Source organism: Kitasatospora sp. NPDC001527, assembly GCF_040298605.1.
Lineage (GTDB): Bacteria > Actinomycetota > Actinomycetes > Streptomycetales > Streptomycetaceae > Kitasatospora.
Genome location: NZ_JBEPAM010000024.1, coordinates 70,595 through 86,961, shown reverse-complemented (window position 1 = coordinate 86,961; position 16,367 = coordinate 70,595). Strand labels below are relative to the sequence as shown.

Annotated in this window: 16 protein-coding genes and 2 pseudogenes; 9 read left to right on the top strand and 9 right to left on the bottom strand. The window is 75.5% G+C overall.

Translation table 11 applies throughout. The annotated features are described in order from the left end of the window. Positions 1 to 3: 3 nt before the first annotated feature. Entirely contained in the window at positions 4 to 372 is a 369-nt protein-coding gene (locus ABT238_RS21965; RefSeq protein WP_502884340.1) for a hypothetical protein, read from the bottom strand. Between the two features lie 31 nt (positions 373 to 403). Further along, a pseudogene (locus tag ABT238_RS21960) lies at positions 404 to 922 on the bottom strand (DUF4291 domain-containing protein). A gap of 135 nt (positions 923 to 1,057) precedes the next feature. Between ABT238_RS21960 and ABT238_RS21955 the strand changes: the two are divergent. Both ABT238_RS21955 and ABT238_RS21950 read left to right on the top strand, forming a co-directional pair. Beyond that, positions 1,058 to 1,585, top strand: coding sequence for a universal stress protein (locus tag ABT238_RS21955; RefSeq protein WP_350569409.1), 528 nt, complete (start codon positions 1,058 to 1,060; stop codon positions 1,583 to 1,585). Between the two features lie 114 nt (positions 1,586 to 1,699). Beyond that, positions 1,700 to 3,001 carry a cytochrome P450 gene (locus ABT238_RS21950; protein WP_350777099.1) on the top strand — a complete coding sequence of 434 codons (1,302 nt, stop codon included), beginning with the start codon at positions 1,700 to 1,702 and terminating at the stop codon, positions 2,999 to 3,001. A 27-nt stretch (positions 3,002 to 3,028) separates the two neighbouring features. On the opposite strand, the pseudogene ABT238_RS21945 reads toward ABT238_RS21950, so the two are convergent. The 4 genes and pseudogenes from ABT238_RS21945 to ABT238_RS21930 form a co-directional block, all read right to left on the bottom strand. Then, positions 3,029 to 4,132: pseudogene (locus ABT238_RS21945) on the bottom strand (low temperature requirement protein A); the annotation flags it as partial. A gap of 266 nt (positions 4,133 to 4,398) precedes the next feature. Next, positions 4,399 to 5,436 carry an AI-2E family transporter gene (locus tag ABT238_RS21940; protein WP_350777027.1) on the bottom strand — a complete coding sequence of 346 codons (1,038 nt, stop codon included), beginning with the start codon at positions 5,434 to 5,436 and terminating at the stop codon, positions 4,399 to 4,401. A 178-nt stretch (positions 5,437 to 5,614) separates the two neighbouring features. Then, a complete protein-coding gene (locus tag ABT238_RS21935) occupies positions 5,615 to 5,758 on the bottom strand; it encodes a hypothetical protein (protein ID WP_350569405.1) in 144 nt (47 codons plus the stop codon). 60 nt (positions 5,759 to 5,818) lie between these two features. Further along, complete coding sequence (locus ABT238_RS21930) at positions 5,819 to 6,784, bottom strand: SDR family NAD(P)-dependent oxidoreductase (protein WP_350776885.1); 966 nt, start codon at positions 6,782 to 6,784, stop codon at positions 5,819 to 5,821. A gap of 136 nt (positions 6,785 to 6,920) precedes the next feature. Between ABT238_RS21930 and ABT238_RS21925 the strand changes: the two genes are divergently transcribed. Together ABT238_RS21925 and ABT238_RS21920 are read left to right on the top strand one after the other, a co-directional pair. Further along, positions 6,921 to 7,064 (top strand): hypothetical protein, encoded by a 144-nt coding sequence (locus ABT238_RS21925; protein WP_350776812.1) that lies wholly within the window; start codon positions 6,921 to 6,923, stop codon positions 7,062 to 7,064. Beyond that, positions 7,061 to 7,384 carry a DNA topoisomerase IB-related protein gene (locus tag ABT238_RS21920; RefSeq protein ID WP_350776792.1) on the top strand — a complete coding sequence of 108 codons (324 nt, stop codon included), beginning with the start codon at positions 7,061 to 7,063 and terminating at the stop codon, positions 7,382 to 7,384. The genes ABT238_RS21925 and ABT238_RS21920 overlap by 4 nt, the downstream gene beginning before the upstream one ends. A gap of 696 nt (positions 7,385 to 8,080) precedes the next feature. Here the strand turns inward: ABT238_RS21920 and wecB are convergent. After that, positions 8,081 to 9,205 (bottom strand): non-hydrolyzing UDP-N-acetylglucosamine 2-epimerase, encoded by a 1,125-nt coding sequence (gene wecB, locus ABT238_RS21915; protein WP_350569401.1) that lies wholly within the window; start codon positions 9,203 to 9,205, stop codon positions 8,081 to 8,083. A gap of 433 nt (positions 9,206 to 9,638) precedes the next feature. Here wecB and ABT238_RS21910 point away from each other — a divergent pair, with 433 nt between their 5' ends. The 4 genes from ABT238_RS21910 to ABT238_RS21895 all read left to right on the top strand — a co-directional run bounded on the left by ABT238_RS21910 (position 9,639) and on the right by ABT238_RS21895 (position 12,735). Beyond that, entirely contained in the window at positions 9,639 to 9,803 is a 165-nt protein-coding gene (locus tag ABT238_RS21910; protein WP_350569400.1) for a hypothetical protein, read from the top strand. Positions 9,804 to 9,811: 8 nt separating this feature from the next. Further along, on the top strand, positions 9,812 to 10,501 hold the full coding sequence (locus ABT238_RS21905; RefSeq protein ID WP_350776664.1) for an archaeosortase/exosortase family protein: 690 nt from the start codon (positions 9,812 to 9,814) through the stop codon (positions 10,499 to 10,501). Next, complete coding sequence (locus ABT238_RS21900) at positions 10,498 to 11,889, top strand: XrtP-associated glycosyltransferase (protein ID WP_350776588.1); 1,392 nt, start codon at positions 10,498 to 10,500, stop codon at positions 11,887 to 11,889. Before ABT238_RS21905 ends, ABT238_RS21900 begins: the two co-directional genes overlap by 4 nt. A 93-nt stretch (positions 11,890 to 11,982) precedes the next feature. Further along, positions 11,983 to 12,735: a choice-of-anchor P family protein gene (locus ABT238_RS21895; protein WP_350569395.1), complete on the top strand. Its 753-nt coding sequence runs from the start codon at positions 11,983 to 11,985 to the stop codon at positions 12,733 to 12,735. Positions 12,736 to 12,810: 75 nt separating this feature from the next. Here ABT238_RS21895 and ABT238_RS21890 read toward each other — a convergent pair whose 3' ends face one another. After that, positions 12,811 to 13,341, bottom strand: a complete 531-nt coding sequence (locus tag ABT238_RS21890; RefSeq protein WP_350776568.1) for a GNAT family N-acetyltransferase — start codon at positions 13,339 to 13,341, stop codon at positions 12,811 to 12,813. A 28-nt stretch (positions 13,342 to 13,369) separates the two neighbouring features. After that, complete coding sequence (locus ABT238_RS21885; RefSeq protein WP_350776555.1) at positions 13,370 to 14,617, bottom strand: cytochrome P450 family protein; 1,248 nt, start codon at positions 14,615 to 14,617, stop codon at positions 13,370 to 13,372. 327 nt (positions 14,618 to 14,944) lie between these two features. Between ABT238_RS21885 and ABT238_RS21880 the strand changes: the two genes are divergently transcribed. Continuing rightward, positions 14,945 to 16,363, top strand: coding sequence for an APC family permease (locus tag ABT238_RS21880; RefSeq protein ID WP_350569391.1), 1,419 nt, complete (start codon positions 14,945 to 14,947; stop codon positions 16,361 to 16,363). Positions 16,364 to 16,367: the final 4 nt, after the last annotated feature.

The following is a 16,367-nucleotide window of genomic DNA, read 5'->3' as shown; positions in this document are numbered from 1 at the left end:
CCCCTAGTCGGCGCGGCGCCGCGGACGCGCCCCGCCGGCGAGCACCGCGCCGGTGGCGAGCGCCACCGCGCCGGCGGCCAGCAGCCCGCCCCGGGAGCGCCAGGACAGCACCGACCAGCGGGAGTTCGCGGAGAGCAGCGAGCCGACGCTCAGCCACGACCCGGCGGACAGCACGGACATCACCGACCCGGCTGACCCGATCGACAGGACGCTGCCGGCCGACCCGATGGAGAGCACCGACCCGGCCGATCCGATCGACAGGACCGAGCCCACCGACCCGATGGACAGCACGGAGTCCCCGGAGCAGGCCGCCCACGCGGACGAGCAGGCCGACGCGGCGGCCGTTGACGAGCGATCACGAGGCTTGGACACCCCTTGATCGTATGCCGCCCGCGCCCGCCGGTCACCCGCGGACGTGGGCCGGCGCGCCCGGGGCCACCGGGTACGGCCGCTCCTCGGGCAGCAGCAGCCGCGCGGCCTCCGTCTCGCCGTCGCGCAGCAGGCCGTGGATCCGCCGCACCAGCGGCGTGACGTCCGTGACGGACACCGTCCACTCGTCCGCGTACCGCCGCGCCGCCTCGCCCGCCAGCCCGAGCTGCAGGGACCGGTACGGCAGCGGTCGCAGGTGCAGATCGCGCTCGGGGTCCCACTGCACCCGGGCGGGCGCCCGCCTGAGTTCGCGTTGCCAGGTCGCCCGGTCCGGGTGCAGCCCGCGTGCGTAGCGCGCGAGGCAGGAGTGCTCCAGCGCCCACGTGAAGCCCGCCCGGTCGATCTCCACGGCGAGCACGGTCTCCTGCCCCTCCTTCGTCGCCCACCCGCAGCGGTACATCATCCAGAGGAAGGAGGGTTTGAATTACGTCATCCGGTCGCGCTTCCACTGCGCGGGGAAGCGCCCGTCCCGGGCCGCCGCCGCCAGTCCGATCTCCGCCCGGGGGCGTCGGCGGTCCGGCGATGCAAGGCCATATACAGTTAAAGCCTTCGATTTGCAGGCTTATGCGCCCTGTGGAACCATAATCGCTAAGCATTCAGTGGATCGAACACCGGAAAGTGAAGGATCATGTCGGACGGCGCGCGCGTCATCGTCGGAGTCAGCGGATCGTTGCACAGCCTGACCGCCCTGCACCGGGCGGCGGACGAGGCGCGCGACCGGGGCGCCGTGCTGGTGCCGGTGCTCGCCTGGACGCCGGCCGGCGGTGAGTACAACTACCGGCTGCGCCCCTGCCCGCCGCTGCTCCGCGCCTGGCAGGAGATGGCCGACGCGCAGCTGGCGCGGGCCCTGGACGAGGCGTTCGGCGGCCTGCCCGCCGGGGTCCGGGTCGAGCCGCAGGTGGTGCGCGGCGAGGTCGGCCCGGTGCTGACCTCGCTGGCCGACCGGCCGGACGACCTGCTGGTGGTCGGCGCCGGCCGGCACGGCGCGCTGCGCACCACCGTGCGCCGCCTCTTCCGGGGCGGCTCGGTGAGCCGCTACTGCCTCACCCACGCCCGCTGCACCGTGCTCGCCGTCCCGCCGTCCGACCTCCAGGCCGACCTGCGCGCCCTGCGCCGCGGCATCGACCTGCGCGAACTCGCGGACCTCGCCGCCTGAGCCGACCCACCCCGGGCGGGGCCGCCCACCCCGGGCGGGGCCGCCCACCCCGGGCGGGGCCCCGCCCGCGCGCACCCTGGCGCACACCCCGCCCCTGCCGTACCGTCCACCCCCGTGACGGTCGATCAGGCACGGGTGAACCGGATCTTCCTGCCCGGGACGTACGCCGAGGGTGTGCCGTACGAGCTGTTCCGCGAGCTGCGGGCCGAAGCGCCGCTCTGGTGGGTGGAGGAGCCGCCGGTGGGGGAGTGGCCGGCCGGCCCCGGCTACTGGGCGGTGCTGCGCCACGCCGACGTCAAACACGTCCTGCGCAGCCCGGAGGACTTCTCCTCGCACCTGGGCGCGACCCAGATCCGCGACCCCGACACGCCGGCCGACCTGGCCTTCGCCCGCACCATGATGCTCAACCAGGACCCGCCCGGCCACTCCCGGCTGCGCCGGGCCGTCGCCGCCGCCTTCACCCCGCGGACGCTGCGCGAACTGGCCGCCGCCATCGAGAACCGCGCGGCCGCACTCGTCACGGCGCTCCGCCCGCGCGGTGAGGCGGACGTGGTGCCGGTCGCCGCCGATCTGCCGGTGTGGACGCTGGCGCGGATCCTGGGCGTACCGGAGCAGGACCGGCAGCTCCTGGTCGACTGGTCCAACCGCGTGATCGGCTACCAGGACCCCGACCACGCCGAGTCCCGCACGGCGGACCCGTCGGCCCTCACCGAAGCGGGGAGGGCCGCGCTCGCCCTGCGTCCCACCGTCCGCACCGCCCCCGACGGCCGCCCGCTCAACCCGCGCTCCCGCGCCGCCCTCGCCGACATGTTCGCCTACGCCCACGCGCTCGCCGAACAGCCGCCGCCGGGCAGCATCGTCGCCCGGATGTGCGAAGCCGGCCTGAGGACCAGTGAGTTCGAGACGATGTTCTTCCTGTTCGCGGTCGCCGGGAACGAGACCCTGCGCAACGGCCTGCCCGGTGGCCTGCACTCCCTGCTGACCCACCCCGGCCAGTACCGGAGGCTGTCCCGGCAGCCCCGCCTGATCGCCCCGGCGACGGAGGAACTGCTCCGGTTCTGGCCGCCGGTCCTGCAGTTCCGGCGCACCGCCACCCGGGACACCGTGCTGGCCGGGCGGCCGGTCCGTGCCGGTGCCAAGGTGGTGGTCTACCACGCCTCGGCCAACCGGGACGGATCGGTGTTCCCGGATCCGGACCGCCTCGACCTCGCCCGCACGCCGAACGACCACGTCAGCTTCGGCTTCGGCCCGCACTTCTGCGTGGGCGCCCGGCTCGCCAGGATCCAGATGTCAGCCCTGATCCGCCGGATCGTCACCGAGCTGCCCGGGCTCCGGCTGGCGTCCGACGCGCCGCCGAAGCGGCTGGTCTCCAACTTCCAGAACGGGCTGAAGGAGCTGCGCGTCCGCTGGGAGTAGGCGGGCGCTCACGGTCACGACGGCGACCAGGGCCGCCGCCACCAGGCCGGCGGTCAGGGCCGGTGCGGGGGAGTACGTGGCCGCCAGGACGGCGAGCGTTCCCGCGGGGAAGGCGAAGCGCTCGACCGCCCGGTGCGGGTGCGGCCGGATGTGGACGGTCCATGCGGCGAGGAGGAAGACCGCCAGCGGCACGGTGACCGCGGCACCGGCCGCCGACGGCAGGAACGGGTCGACGGAGGGGCGGCCGATCAGTTCGGCGTAGGCGGCCAGGCCGGCTCCCTCGGCGGCCGCCGCCGCGAAGACCAGGTAGTGCCCGTACGCCCAGGTGAACCGCTTGCGGTGGCCGTGGTGCGTCGTGGCGAGCAGGGTGTGGGCGGGCTTGGCGAAGTACAGCCACCACATCGCGAAGACGATGAGCAGACCGCCTCCCGCCGACAGGGAGAGCGCCACCGCGTGGTGGTCGCGGCCGAAGGCGTCGCGCACCGCCTCCGCGGCGGCGGCGACGGACTCGCCGAGCACGATGAGGAGGAACAGCTCGTACCGCTCGGCGATGTGCCGGGGATGCCACGGGGTCATCCCCGCCGACTGCGCCCACACCGGCACGCACACCTCCGCGGCGATCAACGCGGCGACGGCCGGCAGCCGGGCCGCCTGCGGCAGGAGGAGCGTCGAGAGCCAGCCCGCCTGGCAGACCGTCACCCCGACGGCGAACCGCAGCGCCGTCCGGCGCCGGGGCGCGTCCGACCGGGCGACCCGCAGCCACAGGACGGCCAGCGCCGTGCGCAGGACGACGTATCCCCAGATGACGACACGCAGGTCGCCCTTCCCGGAGGCGAGCGGGATGCCGGCGGCGAGGATCAGCGAGCCGGTGATCTGCACCAGCACCGACAGGCGGTAGGGGACGTCGTCCGGGTCGTAGGCGGAGGCGAACCAGGTGAAGTTCATCCAGGCCCACCAGATGGCGAAGAAGACGACCGCGAACCGCAGGGCCCCGGCGACGGGGTGCCCCTCGGTCACCGCCGTGTTCAGGCCGCCGGAAGCCTGGGCCACCGCGATCACGAAACAGAGGTCGAAGAGGAGCTCCAGCGAGGTGGCGGTCCGGTGCGGCTCCCCGGGATCGCGGCCGGGCATGCCCATGCCCCTGACCCTGACGAGCGCAGCGGCCCGTTCTCCCACACTCATGCCGCTCCTCGGTGCTCCTCGGCCGACCCCGTCCGCGAGAACCTAGCGGCGCGAGCGCACCGGCCCGTGCCCGGCGGCGCACGGCCGCTTGACCGAGCACGCACCCTCGGACCCCCTGGTGGCCGGCCGGTCCGACCACCAGCCCGCACGGCCTCGACGCGCCCGCCCGGCTGCCGAAGGCCGCCGGGCGGGCGCGTCGGGCACGATTCCCCCGCTCACTCCTCCGAGGCGTCCTCGCGGCGCAGGGCACCGATCACCGCCCAGGCGACGGAGACCACCGGGACGGCGACCATGGCGCCCAGGACGCCGCCGAGCACGGCGCCGCCGGCGACGGAGAGGGCGACGGCGACGGGGTGGATGCGGACCGACCAGCCGAGCACCAGGGGGTGCAGGAGATGGCCCTCGATCTGGCCGATCACCACGATCAGGCCGAGCACCAGCAGGGCCACCACCGGGCCGCGGGCGGCCAGCGCGACCAGGGCCGCGATGGCCAGGGCGATCGGGGAGCCGATCAGCGGGATGAGGGTGGCGACGAACTCCAGGACGACCAGGGGCAGGACCAGGGGCACCCGCAGGACGGCGAGGGCGATGCCCACCAGGATGGCGTTGGTCGCCGCGACGATCAGCACGCCGCGGGTGTAGCCGGCGAAGGTGTGCCACGCGGCGCGGCCCGCCCGCTGCCACACCGGACGGGTGCGGGAGGGGAGTTGCCGCTGCGCCCAGCTCCACATCCGGTCGCCGGAGTGCAGGAAGAAGACCGAGCAGAACACCGCGAGCGCCAGCGCGGTGAACAGTTCGACGACCCGCCCGGCGCCGCTGAGGGCGGTGCTGAGCAGCGCCGAGCGGTGGGTGGCGACGAACTCGCCGATCCGGGACTTCAGATCGGTGACCGAGCCCGGGGGGAGGTGGAAGGGGGCGCCGGTGAGCCAGCGGTCGATCCGGCCGAGCCCGCCGTGCAGTTCGTCGCTCAGCCGGCTCCACTCGCCGGCGACGGTCGTCCCGACCAGGACGAGCACCCCGCCGGCCAACAGGACGGCAGCGAGCAGGCAGAGCAGGACGGCGAGCGAGCGGGGCATCGCCCGGGACAGCAGGTCGACCGCCGGGCGCAGCACGGAGGTGATGACCAGGGCCAGGAACAGGGCGATCAGCGGCAGTTCGAGCCGGGTGAGCACGGTGACCGCCAGGTAGACGGCCACTCCGAGCGCCACCAGCCGCCACGCGTACCCGGCGGCGGTCCGCAGCCCGGCCGGCACCTGCTCCCCGCCGCGCTCAGGCCCGCGGGTGGCGGCCCGCCCAGCAGCCCGCCCGGCAGCCCGCCCGGCGGCCCGCCCGGCGGCCCGCCCGGCGGCCCGGTCCGGCCTGGCGCGAGAGGCCGGACCGGGCCTGCCGGGGCGCCGCGGGCGCCCGCGTCCTGCGGCCATGGCGCGCCGCTCAGGGCTGGTACGCGGCCGGCGCCTCCGCCGGTGGCCCGCGGTGCGTGGCGGACTTTCCCTCGACGAAGGCGGTGACCTCGTCCGGGTCGGGGACGGAGTCGGCGCGGATGTCGCGGCGTCCGTGCCGGGTCACGGCTTTCATGGTGTGCTCCTCGCTGGGATGTCCTCGCCGGGGCCGGGGCCGGGGCCGTCCGGGGGCGGCTCAGGACGCCGTCGGTTCGTTGTGGGAGCGGGCGGCCCGGCGGCCGAGGACGGTCAGCCGGTCGACCGGGCCGCCGCGCCGGTGGCGGGCCGCCGCCCGGACGCCGGACACCCTGTGCTCGGGGGCGGACCCGGCGGGCGGCAGCAGCCGCGCGGTGAGTTCGAGCAGCCGCCCGGTGGTGGCGGGCGCCAGCCCGTGGGCGCGTGCGGCGGCCTTGGCGAGCGGGGTGAGCACCAGCTCGCGGCGTCCGGTCTCGACCGCCCGCACGATCCGGCGGGCCGCTCTCCGCGCGTCCGTCGACAGCAGCGGCAGCGAGGCGGCGGTGGCGAACCAGGCGTACTCGCGTCCGGCCTGCCCGGCGAACTCGGCGGCGGTCTGCGAACCGGTGCGCATCAGCCCCGGCACGACGGTGGTGACCCTGATCCCGTACGGCGCCAGCTCCGCCGCGAGCCCCTCGGAGAGGCCGGTGAACGCGAACTTGGCCGTCACGTACGGCAGCAGGTGCGGCGCCGGGACCTTGCCGCCGATCGAGCCGATGGTGACGATCGAGCCCGCGCCGCGCGCCCGCATCACGGGCAGCACCGCCTGGACCAGCCGCAGCGGCGCCATCACCATCAGCTCGTGGGCCCGCCGGAAGTCCTGCTCCTGCATGGTGGCGAGCGGGCCGACCTGGATCAGGCCCGCGTTGTTGACCAGCAGGTCCACCTCGGCGCCGAAGCGCTCCCGCACCGCGCCGAGCAGCCGGGCCGGGGCGTCGGCGGCGGTCAGGTCGCACGCGGTGGCGGCCACCTCGCCGGGGCGGTCGCGCAGCCGCCGGACGGCGCGCTCCAGGGCGAGTTCGTCGCGGCCGCAGAGCATCACCCGGCAGCCCCGGTCGGCGAGCTCGCCCGCGATCAGCAGGCCGAGCCCGCGCGAGGAGCCGGTCACCAGCGCCGTCCGCCCGGCCAGGTCGCTTCCGCCGCGCATCGGCCGTTCCCTCCTCCGGTCGGGGACGTCCCGTCGCCCGGCGTCTGTCCGGCGACACCGCCGCCAAACCCGCCGGCGCCGGGCCGGCGGGCGACCGGGTGGTGTGACGGAGCGGTGCACGGGAACCAGCCCCGGCGTGACCTCGATGATCACCAGCGATCCGCATGCCCGCGGCCTGCGCCGGGTGCGCCGGGTGCGCCGGGTGCCCCGCGGCCGGGGCTCCGGCCGCGGGGAGGTCGACGGCTCGCCCCTGCGTGACGCCGGGGCCTCGCCCGGGTGATTGCCCTGGCCGTCCCGCCGGCCCGGACCGGCGTGGGGATCTGTCCCCGCCCGCGCAGCCACCTCCAGGCCATGGGCACGGACGCCGCCGGCCGTCGTACAGGACTTCTTCCACCCGGAGTTCCGCGCCCGACAGGACGGGGCCGAGCACGATCACGTCCTCGTCGTCGCCTCCGCGCCGCCCGGGCCGCGGCGCCGGGTCGAGGAGGACCTCGCGCGGCGCGGTGCGTCTGCCGGCCTCGGCTTCCGCCGGATCGGCGCCCGCCTACGAGCGGGCCAACGGCTCGTGCGGGCTCACCACGCTGCTGCACGGGCCGGTGACGGTGCACGGCGACCGGGCGCGGTTCGCCCACCGGGCCAAGTCGGGCCGCGAGCGGGACGTCACCCCGGAGGACCACCGGGTCGCGCCGACCGTGCGGGCGCTGCTGCGCCGCGCCGCCCCCCGGGGCCGAGGCCGCCGGCCTTCCGGCAGGGCCGCGGCCGGGCGGAGGCGGACGCGGTACGGCTCACCGGGTACCTGCGCGAGCGCAGCGGCGCGGACCCGTCGGCCGAGGGCTTCCGCACCTGGCGCGCCACCGTGCCGACCGCCGTCGGCCCGGCGGCGCGTGGCGGCCCGTGGCGTGCGCGAGGGGGCCGACCAGTTCGGGGACACGCCCGCCGTGCGCCGGGCCTCGTACCTGGACCCCGGCTGTTCCAGCTCTGCGACCGGGGCGTCACGATCGCCGCCGCGCTGTGCGGGCGCGTGCCGGGGGAGGGACAGGGCCTGCCGGGGACGGGCGAGGAAGTCGAGCGGGCCGTGATCGAGTTGCTCGGCGGCGGAGTGGCCGGAGCCGCCGGAGCGGCCGGAGCCGCCGACCGGTCGTCGATGCCCCGTTCTCCGACGCCCCCGGACCGCGGCACGACGCGACCGCCGCCGACGCGCTTCGGCGGGGGTCGCGTCGGCGGAGGGCCGACCGCGGCGCCGTGCGCCCGCGCCCCGGCGGCCGGACCGGCGGTGCGCTCGCCGGTCCGGCCGGCTCAGCCGGCGCAGAGCAGGCGTGCCCGGTCCTCGGCGAGGTAGCGGGAGCGCAGGGCGGCCACGATCTCGGCGCTCGCGGTGCCGTCGCCGTACGGCGAGGGGCGCCCGGCGAGCGTCCGGACGGCATCCGGGTCGGCGAGCAACTCCCGCAGCGCGATATCGAGTTCGGCGCCGGGCCGGACCACCCGGGCGAAGCCGGCCCGGACCGCCTCGGGCCGTTCGGTGGAGTTGCGGACCACGATCAGCGGCCGCTTGAGCACCGTGCACTCCTCCTGGACCCCGCCGGAGTCCGAGACCAGCAGCCGGCAGTCGGCGGCCAGGGCGAGGAAGGTGCGGTGGTCGACCGGGGGTATCGGCCGCAGCCCGGCGAGCGCTCCGGAGAGCCCGAACCGCTCGATCGCGGCCCGGGTGCGCGGGTGCAGCGGAAGCACCACCGGCAGGTCCAGGGCGGCGAGTTGGCCGAGGATCCGGCCGAGCCGGACGGGGTCGTCGGTGTTCTCGGGCCGGTGCAGGGTGGCCAGCAGGTAGCGGTCGGGGCGCAGCCCGTACGCGTCCAGCACGGCGCGGGCCTCGGCCGGTCCGGGCAGCGACTCCAGGGTCGCCTCGACGACGGTGTTACCGGTGACCACCACCTGGTCCGCCGCGATGCCCTCGCGCAGCAGGTGGGCGGCGGCGGTGGCGGTCGGGGCGCAGTGCAGGTCGGCGAGCGGGGCGATGAGGCGGCGGTTGGCCTCCTCGGGCATGTCCGGGTCGAAGGAGCGCAGTCCGGCCTCGACGTGGACGACGGGCGCGCCCGCGCAGTGGGCGGCGAGCGCTCCGGCGGCGGCGGAGTTGGTGTCGCCCTGGACGACGACGGCGGCGGGCGGGTGCTCGGCGAAGTGGTCGCTGAGCGCGCTGACCATGCGGCCGATCTGCCGGCCCCTGGCCTCGCCGGCCACCCCGCTGAGGGTGGTGTGCGGGCGGGGGAGCGCGTACTGGCGGAAGAAGGCGGTGGTGAGGCCGGGATCCCAGTGCTGACCGGTCCACACGATGCGCGCGGCGTCCTCCAGGAGCCTTACCACACCGGCGAGTTTGACGATTTCCGGTCGGGTGCCGAGGACCACGGCTATGTCGGCTGAGGGCATTCGGGCTCCCTTGACGGTGCGTCCGATCGAAACGGTCGGAGTGTTCGAACTACGCGTCACAACATGGCCGTCGGCGGTGAGCCGCGGCAACCGGTGGTGATCAATGTCCCCCGAATGGCGGTACGGATGGCCGGCGGGCCGCGCCACCGCCACGCCGACGCCACGCCGATCAGGTCAAGCGGGAATGGCATCGTGTGGATACGGACCATCAAAGATCCGATTTTCAGTCCATGATGTGCCAGCAGCACGGGAGTTCGATCCGTGGCGGAGTCGCGTAACGTTCGTCCCCGCCCGGGCAGTTCCGATGTGCCCGGCGCTGCCCCCCCTTTTCCCGGGTCGTGCCGAAGCCGCCCATTCCTTCGCGCTGCGCGGCAACCCCCCCTTGTACCGAGACCCCTCGAAACCCCCGTTCTCCGACGAGAGGAATTCCCCCATGTACGGACCTGTGGCCGGCGGACTGCCGCCGGCAGCCGGTGGCGGCGCCCTGGCCGCGACCGGATCGGTGGGCATAGGCGTCACGGCGACGGCCGCGGTGGCCCTCGTGCTGCTGGGCCTCGGCCTGCTCCGCCGCAGCAGGCTGCGCCGGAACGAGGACTGAGTCGCGCCATGACGGAATCCCTGTCGCACCCGCTCGCGCCCCGCCCGCGCGCCGCGGCCCGGGCCGGGCGCTCCCCGGTCGGGATGCTGTGCGGCGCCGTGCTGCTCGGGGTGTGCGGCTCGCTGGTGGCCGGCGAACGCGCCTACCGCACCCTGGAGAGCCGCGGCACGGCGTGGCTCGTCGAACACCTCCTGGGGATGCGCACCCTGCTGCTCGAAGGGCCGAGCGCCCCCGTCCTGTACGCGGGTGACCACACCGGCCTGGACCGGGGTGTCGCGCTGAGCACGGGCTGCAGCAGCGCGCTGCTGATCGCCCCGCTCGCCCTGGTGACCGCCCTGCTGCTGCTCTTCGGCAACCGCAGGCCCGGCCGGGTGCTGCTGGCCTTCGCGGTCGCCGCCGGGCTGGTGCTGGCCACCAACCTCGCCCGGCTCACCCTCGTCCTGGTGATGCAGCACCGGTACGGGGCGGAGGGATTCGGCTGGACGCACGTCCTGTTCGGCTCGGTGCTGATGATGGCCGCGGCGCTCCTCGCCGCCCTGCTCTACCTCTGGCTGCTGCCCCGCGGCGGCACCACCGGCACCACCGGAACCGCCGCGACCACCGGAACCGCCGCGACCACCGGAACCGCCGCGACCACCGGAACCGCCGCGACCGTCACGGCCGGGCCCGGCCGCCCGGGCGGGGAGGAACGCCCGTGACCCTGCTGGACACCTCCGTCTCGCTCTCCTTCGTCCTCGGCGTCGGCTTCCTCGCCTACGTCGTGGTCATCGTCCGCGGCTACCTGCGGGAGCGGCCCGCGCCGCCCGGCGATCCGGACGGCTTCGGCTGGCACTTCCTGATCCCCTGCCGGGACGAGGAGGCCGTGATCGCCACCACCCTGGACTACCTCGCCGAGCACTTCGCCGGCGCCACCGTCTGGGTCGTCGACGACGCCTCCGCGGACCGCACGGCCGAACTCGTCCGCACCTGGCCCGCCACCAGCGACCGCCTCACCGTCCACCTGGTGCCCCGGCGGCTGCCCGAGGCGCGGACCGGCAAGGGCGACGCGCTGAACGCCGGCTACCGGGCGCTGGAGGCCGCGCTGCCCGCCGGCACCGACCCGCAGCGGGTGGTGGTCTGCGTGCTCGACGCCGACGGCCGCCCCTCGCCCGGCGCGCTCGCCGTCTGCGCCGGACCGGCGCTCTTCGGGGACCCGGTGATCGGGGCCGTCCAGGTCGAGGTGCGGATGTCCAACCGCGACGTGCCCCGCCCGCTGCCCGGACGCGGCGCGTTCGCCAACCGGCGGGCCCGGCTGCTCGCCCGCCTCCAGGACATCGAGTTCCGCGGGCCGATCTCCGCCATGCAGATCACCCGGCGCCGCACCGGCACCGTCAACGTCGGCGGCAACGGCCAGTTCACCCGGCTCTCCGCGCTGCGCGCGGTGGACCGCGGGGACGGACAGCCGTGGGGCAAGGCGCTGCTGGAGGACTACGAGCTGGGCCTGCGCCTGATGCTGGCCGGCTGGCGCAACGGCTACACCACCGACGCCTGGGTCGACCAGGAGGCGCTGTGGAGCATGCGCCAGCTGATCACCCAGCGGGTGCGCTGGGCGCAGGGCTCGATGCAGTGCACCCGCTACCTGCGGGAGATCTGGGGCTCGCGGGCGTTCGGCACGGCCGGCTTCCTGGAGGTGCTGTACTTCATGAGCCAGCCGTGGCTGCAGCTCGTCGGCCTGGTGGTGTACACCGTGCCGATCGCGGCCTTCGGCTACAACCTGGTGCTCTACCCGGAGTTCGTGCTCGCCTTCCTGCGGCAGGGCGGCGCGCTGCTCCTGCTGCTCTACCTGCTGCTGGGCGTCGGCGAGTTCGCCGTCTGGGGGCCGCTGTACCGGCGGCGCTGCGAGCCGGGCGTCGGGCGGCGCGCCGCGCTCGGGTACGGGCTCGCGCTCGCCCTGTACGCGGCCACGACCTACCTGGTCGCCGTCCGGGCTGCCTGGCGGCTGCTGTGCCGGCGCAACTCCTGGCACAAGACCGCCCGGGTGGCCGTCGTCCCCGCCCCCGCCCCGGTCGCGCCCGCTGCCGCCGTCGTCGGCGAGCCGGCCGGATGAGCGCCCGTCCGGCGGTCCGGGGCCCGCCGGGCCCGCGAGTTCCCCCGTCCCCACCCTCACCACCCTGCCCGTCCCACGAAAGGCACCACCACCATGACCTCTCGTCGCAACCGGACCCGCCTCCTCGCCGGCGCCGCCGTCACCGCCGTCACCGCCGCGCTGGTCGGCACCGCGAGCCCGGCCTGGGCCGCCCTCGCCGCACCCGAGGCCAAGGCCTACGTCGTCTCCGCCGACGCCGTCGCCGGCATGGTGGCCGTCGCCCCGACGCCCGCCTCCGCCTACCCCTCGGGCGGCACCAGCACCCTGGCCGGCATCACCGTCGGGCCCTTCGCCAGCAACGCGCTGCTCACCGCCACCACCTCGGGCGACCCGCAGGCCGGCACCTCGGGCGCCTCCGCCACGATCGACTCGCTCGGCGTCGACCTGGGCGTCGCCACCGTCTCGCTCACCGGCGTCAACTCGACCTGCACCGCCACCCCGACCGGCGCCACCGGCTCCGGCGTCATCGCGGGGGGCAGCGTCAAGCTCCCGCTCCTGCCCGCGATCAACCTGCAGGCCGGAGCCGGGCCGAACACCGGGATCGACATCCCCGGTGTCGGCACCGTCCTGCTCAACGAGCAGACCACCGACGCCAACGGCATACTCAGCGTCAACGCCGTCCGGATCAGCCTGCTGCCGATCCTCAACGCCGCGGACCTGGTCATCGGCCACGCCGAGTGCGGCGGCGCCGCGCCCGCCGAGGCCGTTCCGATGATCGACCCGCAGATCGCCGCCGTCGGCGGAGCCGCGGCCCTGGCCACCGCCGCCGGGGTCTTCCTGCTGCGCCGCCGCAACAGCACCGTCTGATCCCCGCCCCGCCCGCCCCACCCGGCGCGCCCCGGGCCCACCCCACGGGCCCGGGGCGCCCCGGGCTGTCCGGCGTCAGGGCCGCCGGAGGTCGAACCGCCAGTCGTTGCAGCGCATCGCACGGCCCGGCGGGTACTCGAAGTCCCTGGCGCCCAGCAGCTCGAAACCGGCACGGCGGCACACCGCGTTGGACGCGGCGTTGTCCACCGAGGGGAAGGCGTGCAGGTGGCGGTGGAGCCCGGCGGCCCGGGCCTCGGCCAGCACCGCGAGGGTGGCGGCCGTCGCCACCCCCCGGCCCTGGAAGGCCGGCAGCACCGTCCAGCCCGTCTCGTACACGGCCTCGCCCTCGCTCTCCCGGTCGCGCTCCCAGAAGCCGATGCTGCCCGCCGCCACGCCCTCCGGCAGCAGCACGATCCGGTACATCCGCCCCGCGGACACCGGCCGGGCGCTGAGCTCGACGTAGCGGCGGTGGCGGCGGACCAGCTGCTCCTCGGTCTCCGGGCCGCCGAGGTGCTCCATCAGCTCCGGCGCGTTGAGGGCGCGCAGCAGCGCGGCGTCCCGCTCGGACCAGGGCTCCAGGCGTACGGCGGGGGTGCGGTCGTCCATGGGCGCACCGTAGCCGGTGCCACCGACATCAGGGCTGTCCGCCGGCCGGGGCGAGCCGGACCGGCAGGGACCGCAGGGCGTTCACGATGAACGACTCCTGGGGGAGCAACTCCTCCGGCGTCACGGCGAGTTCGACGTCCGGGAAGGCGTCGAACAGGGCGGTCAGCGCCTCCTCGGCCTCCATCGTGCCGAGCACCGCGCCCAGGCAGTAGTGGCGCCCGTGCCCGAAGGCCAGGTGGGACTTGTCGGGCCGGGTGAGGTCGAACTCCTCCGGCCGGTCGGGGTGCAGCCCCGGGTCGCGCCCGGCCGCGCCGAAGGCGAAGAGGACCGGCTCGCCGGCCCGGATCAGCACGCCCTCGCCGAGGTCGATGTCCTCGGCGGCGAAGTACATCGGCAGGTGCATCACCGGTGCCTCCAGGCGCAGCGCCTCCTCGATGGCGTCGCGCCAGGTCGCCTCGCCGGAGCGGATCAGCGCCAGCTGCCCGGGGTGGGTCAGCAGCAGCGCCACCGCGTGGTCGATGAGGTTGACGGCGGTCTCCGACCCGGCGCCGATCATCAGGATCAGGGTGGAGACCAGCTCCTGCTCGCCGAGCCGGGAGCCCTGGGCGTCGCGGGTGGCGATCAGCTCGCTGGTCATGTCGTCGCCCGGCGCCGCCCGCTTGGTGGCGGCCAGCCGGGCCATCGCGGCGAACAGGTCGTCGAGCATCGCCTTGGCGTGCTCGGGGGTGGCGTCGGTCGCCAGGACGCCGTCCACCACCCGCCGCACCTCCGGCCGCTGCTCCTCGGGGACGCCGAACAGGTCGCAGATCAGCGTGGTGGGCAGCGGGTAGGACAGGCGGGTGTGCAGGTCGACGGTCTCGCCGGGCGCGGCCGCGCGCAGCGCGTCGACCAGGGCGGCGGTGATCGCCCGCACCCGGGGCCGCAGCGCCTCCACCCGGCGGGGGCCGAACGAGGGCGCGGTCAGGGTGCGCAGGCGGTGGTGGTCCGCGCCGTCGCTGGTGAACATCGACTCCACCGCGACCCAGCTGGCCAGTGGCCAGTCGGGCCCGACCCGGCCCTCGATCCAGTCGGGCCAGTGGTGGCGGGCGTTCTTGGCCAGCCGGGGGTCGGTGAGCAGCTGTTTGGCGACGTCGGCGCGGGTCACCGACCAGGCCAGGACGCGGCCGGGGAGTTCGACCCGGACGGCCGGGCCGTGGGTGCGCAGATGGGCGGCCTCGGCGTGCAGGTCGGTGCCGAGGGTGTCGAGGACGTGGGTGAAGGGGCAGCGGGGTTCCATGGGCCCTCCTGGAGGGGGGAGCGGCGGTCGGAAACGGTCGGCCGGTTGCGACCGTACGGCCGGCCGGGCGGTGGCGGAAGGGCGTCCGCCGGTGCGCCGCGCGCCGGGGGGCGGCGCCCCCTCGCGCGCGCCCCGCCCGGAGCGGCCGCACTTCTTATGACAACAGCATTGACGTGTCCCGGCACCCCCGGTTTCATGGCTCGCACTTCTCCGCACCCCCACCCTCACCCCCCACCCCCACACCCTCTAGGCGGTGATCCCTTGGCATCGACGGCGAAGGCCACGGGCAGCGGTCCGCGAACGGACCCCGGCAGCTCCCACGTCTCCATGCGCCGCTCCCTCGGCCTGCTCGACGGGGCGGCGATCGCCGCCTCCAGTACCGCCGCGACCAGCAGTATCGGCATCGGCCTCGGCCTGATGGCCGGCGTGGTCGGACTGCACCTGCCGGCGATCATGCTGCTGGCGTTCCTCCCGGTGATCGCCATCGCCGGCGGCTACGGCCGGCTGAACGCCGCCGAGCCGGACGCCGGCAGCAGCTACCGCTGGGTGGGCCGCACCCTCAACCCCTGGCTCGGCTTCCTCACCGGCTGGGTGAACACCGTCGGCACCGTGGTGTTCATGGCCTACACCACCACCGTCACCGGCTCGTCGATCGTCCAGCTGCTCGACCAGGCCCACCTGCGCAGCATCGCCGGCCTGCGGCTCGACGCGGACTCGACCGTGCAGTGCACCCTGATCGGCCTGGTCGTCCTGGTCGGTGCCGCGCTGGTCGCGGTGCGCGGGCTCGACCTCGCCGCGCGGCTGCAGAAGGCACTGCTGGTCTTCGAGTACGCGGTGCTGCTCGGCTTCTGCGGCTACGGGCTGTTCGCCGGCGACCAGCCGTTCTCGCTCCAGTGGTACAACCCCTTCGCGATCCCGTCCTTCGAGGCGCTGGCCCAGGGCATGGTGCTCGCGGTGTTCTGCTACTGGGGCTTCGAGTCGGTCTTCAGCATCGGCGAGGAGGTCCGCGACCCGCGCGACGCCTCCCGGGGCGGCACGCTCGCCCTGGTGGTGATGCTGCTGCTGTTCCTGCTCGCCGGCACCGCCTTCCAACGGGTGCTCCCGCTCGACGAGTTGGCGGACAACGGCGCGCACGGGCTGACCTACTTCGGCGCCCGGCTGGCCGACCAGCCGCTGGCCGCGCTGCCGCTGATCGCGCTGATGCTCTCCGCGGTCGCCTCCCTGCAGTCCTCGGTGATCCCCACCGCCCGAGGCCTGTACGCGATGGGCCGCGACGGCGTGCTCGGCCCGGTGTGGACCCGGCTGCACCCCCGGCATTCGACGCCCGCCGCCGGCACCCTGCTGATCACCGGGGTCGCGGTGCTGCTGGCGCTCTGCTCGGTCGTCGTCCCGACCGTCAACGACCTGATCTCGGCCGCCGTCAACGCGATCGGCATCGTCGTCGCGCTCTACTACGCGCTGACCGCCGTCGCGGCCGCCGTCCGCTTCCGCCACCTGCTGCGCACCAGTCTGCTGGAGGGCCTGCGCGCGGTGGTCGGCCCGCTGCTCGGCGCGGCGACACTGCTGCTCGTCGGCGGCTATCTGGCCTGGACCTTCTACGATTCCACCGACCACTTCGAACTCTCCGCCGACAACGGCTGGTTCGAGCTCACCGTGGTGGTGCTGATGATCGTCACCGGACTGCCCGCGGCGGCCTGGGCCCGGTGGCGGCGGCGCTCGCCCTACTTCCTCGGTGAGGCCCGCTGACCCG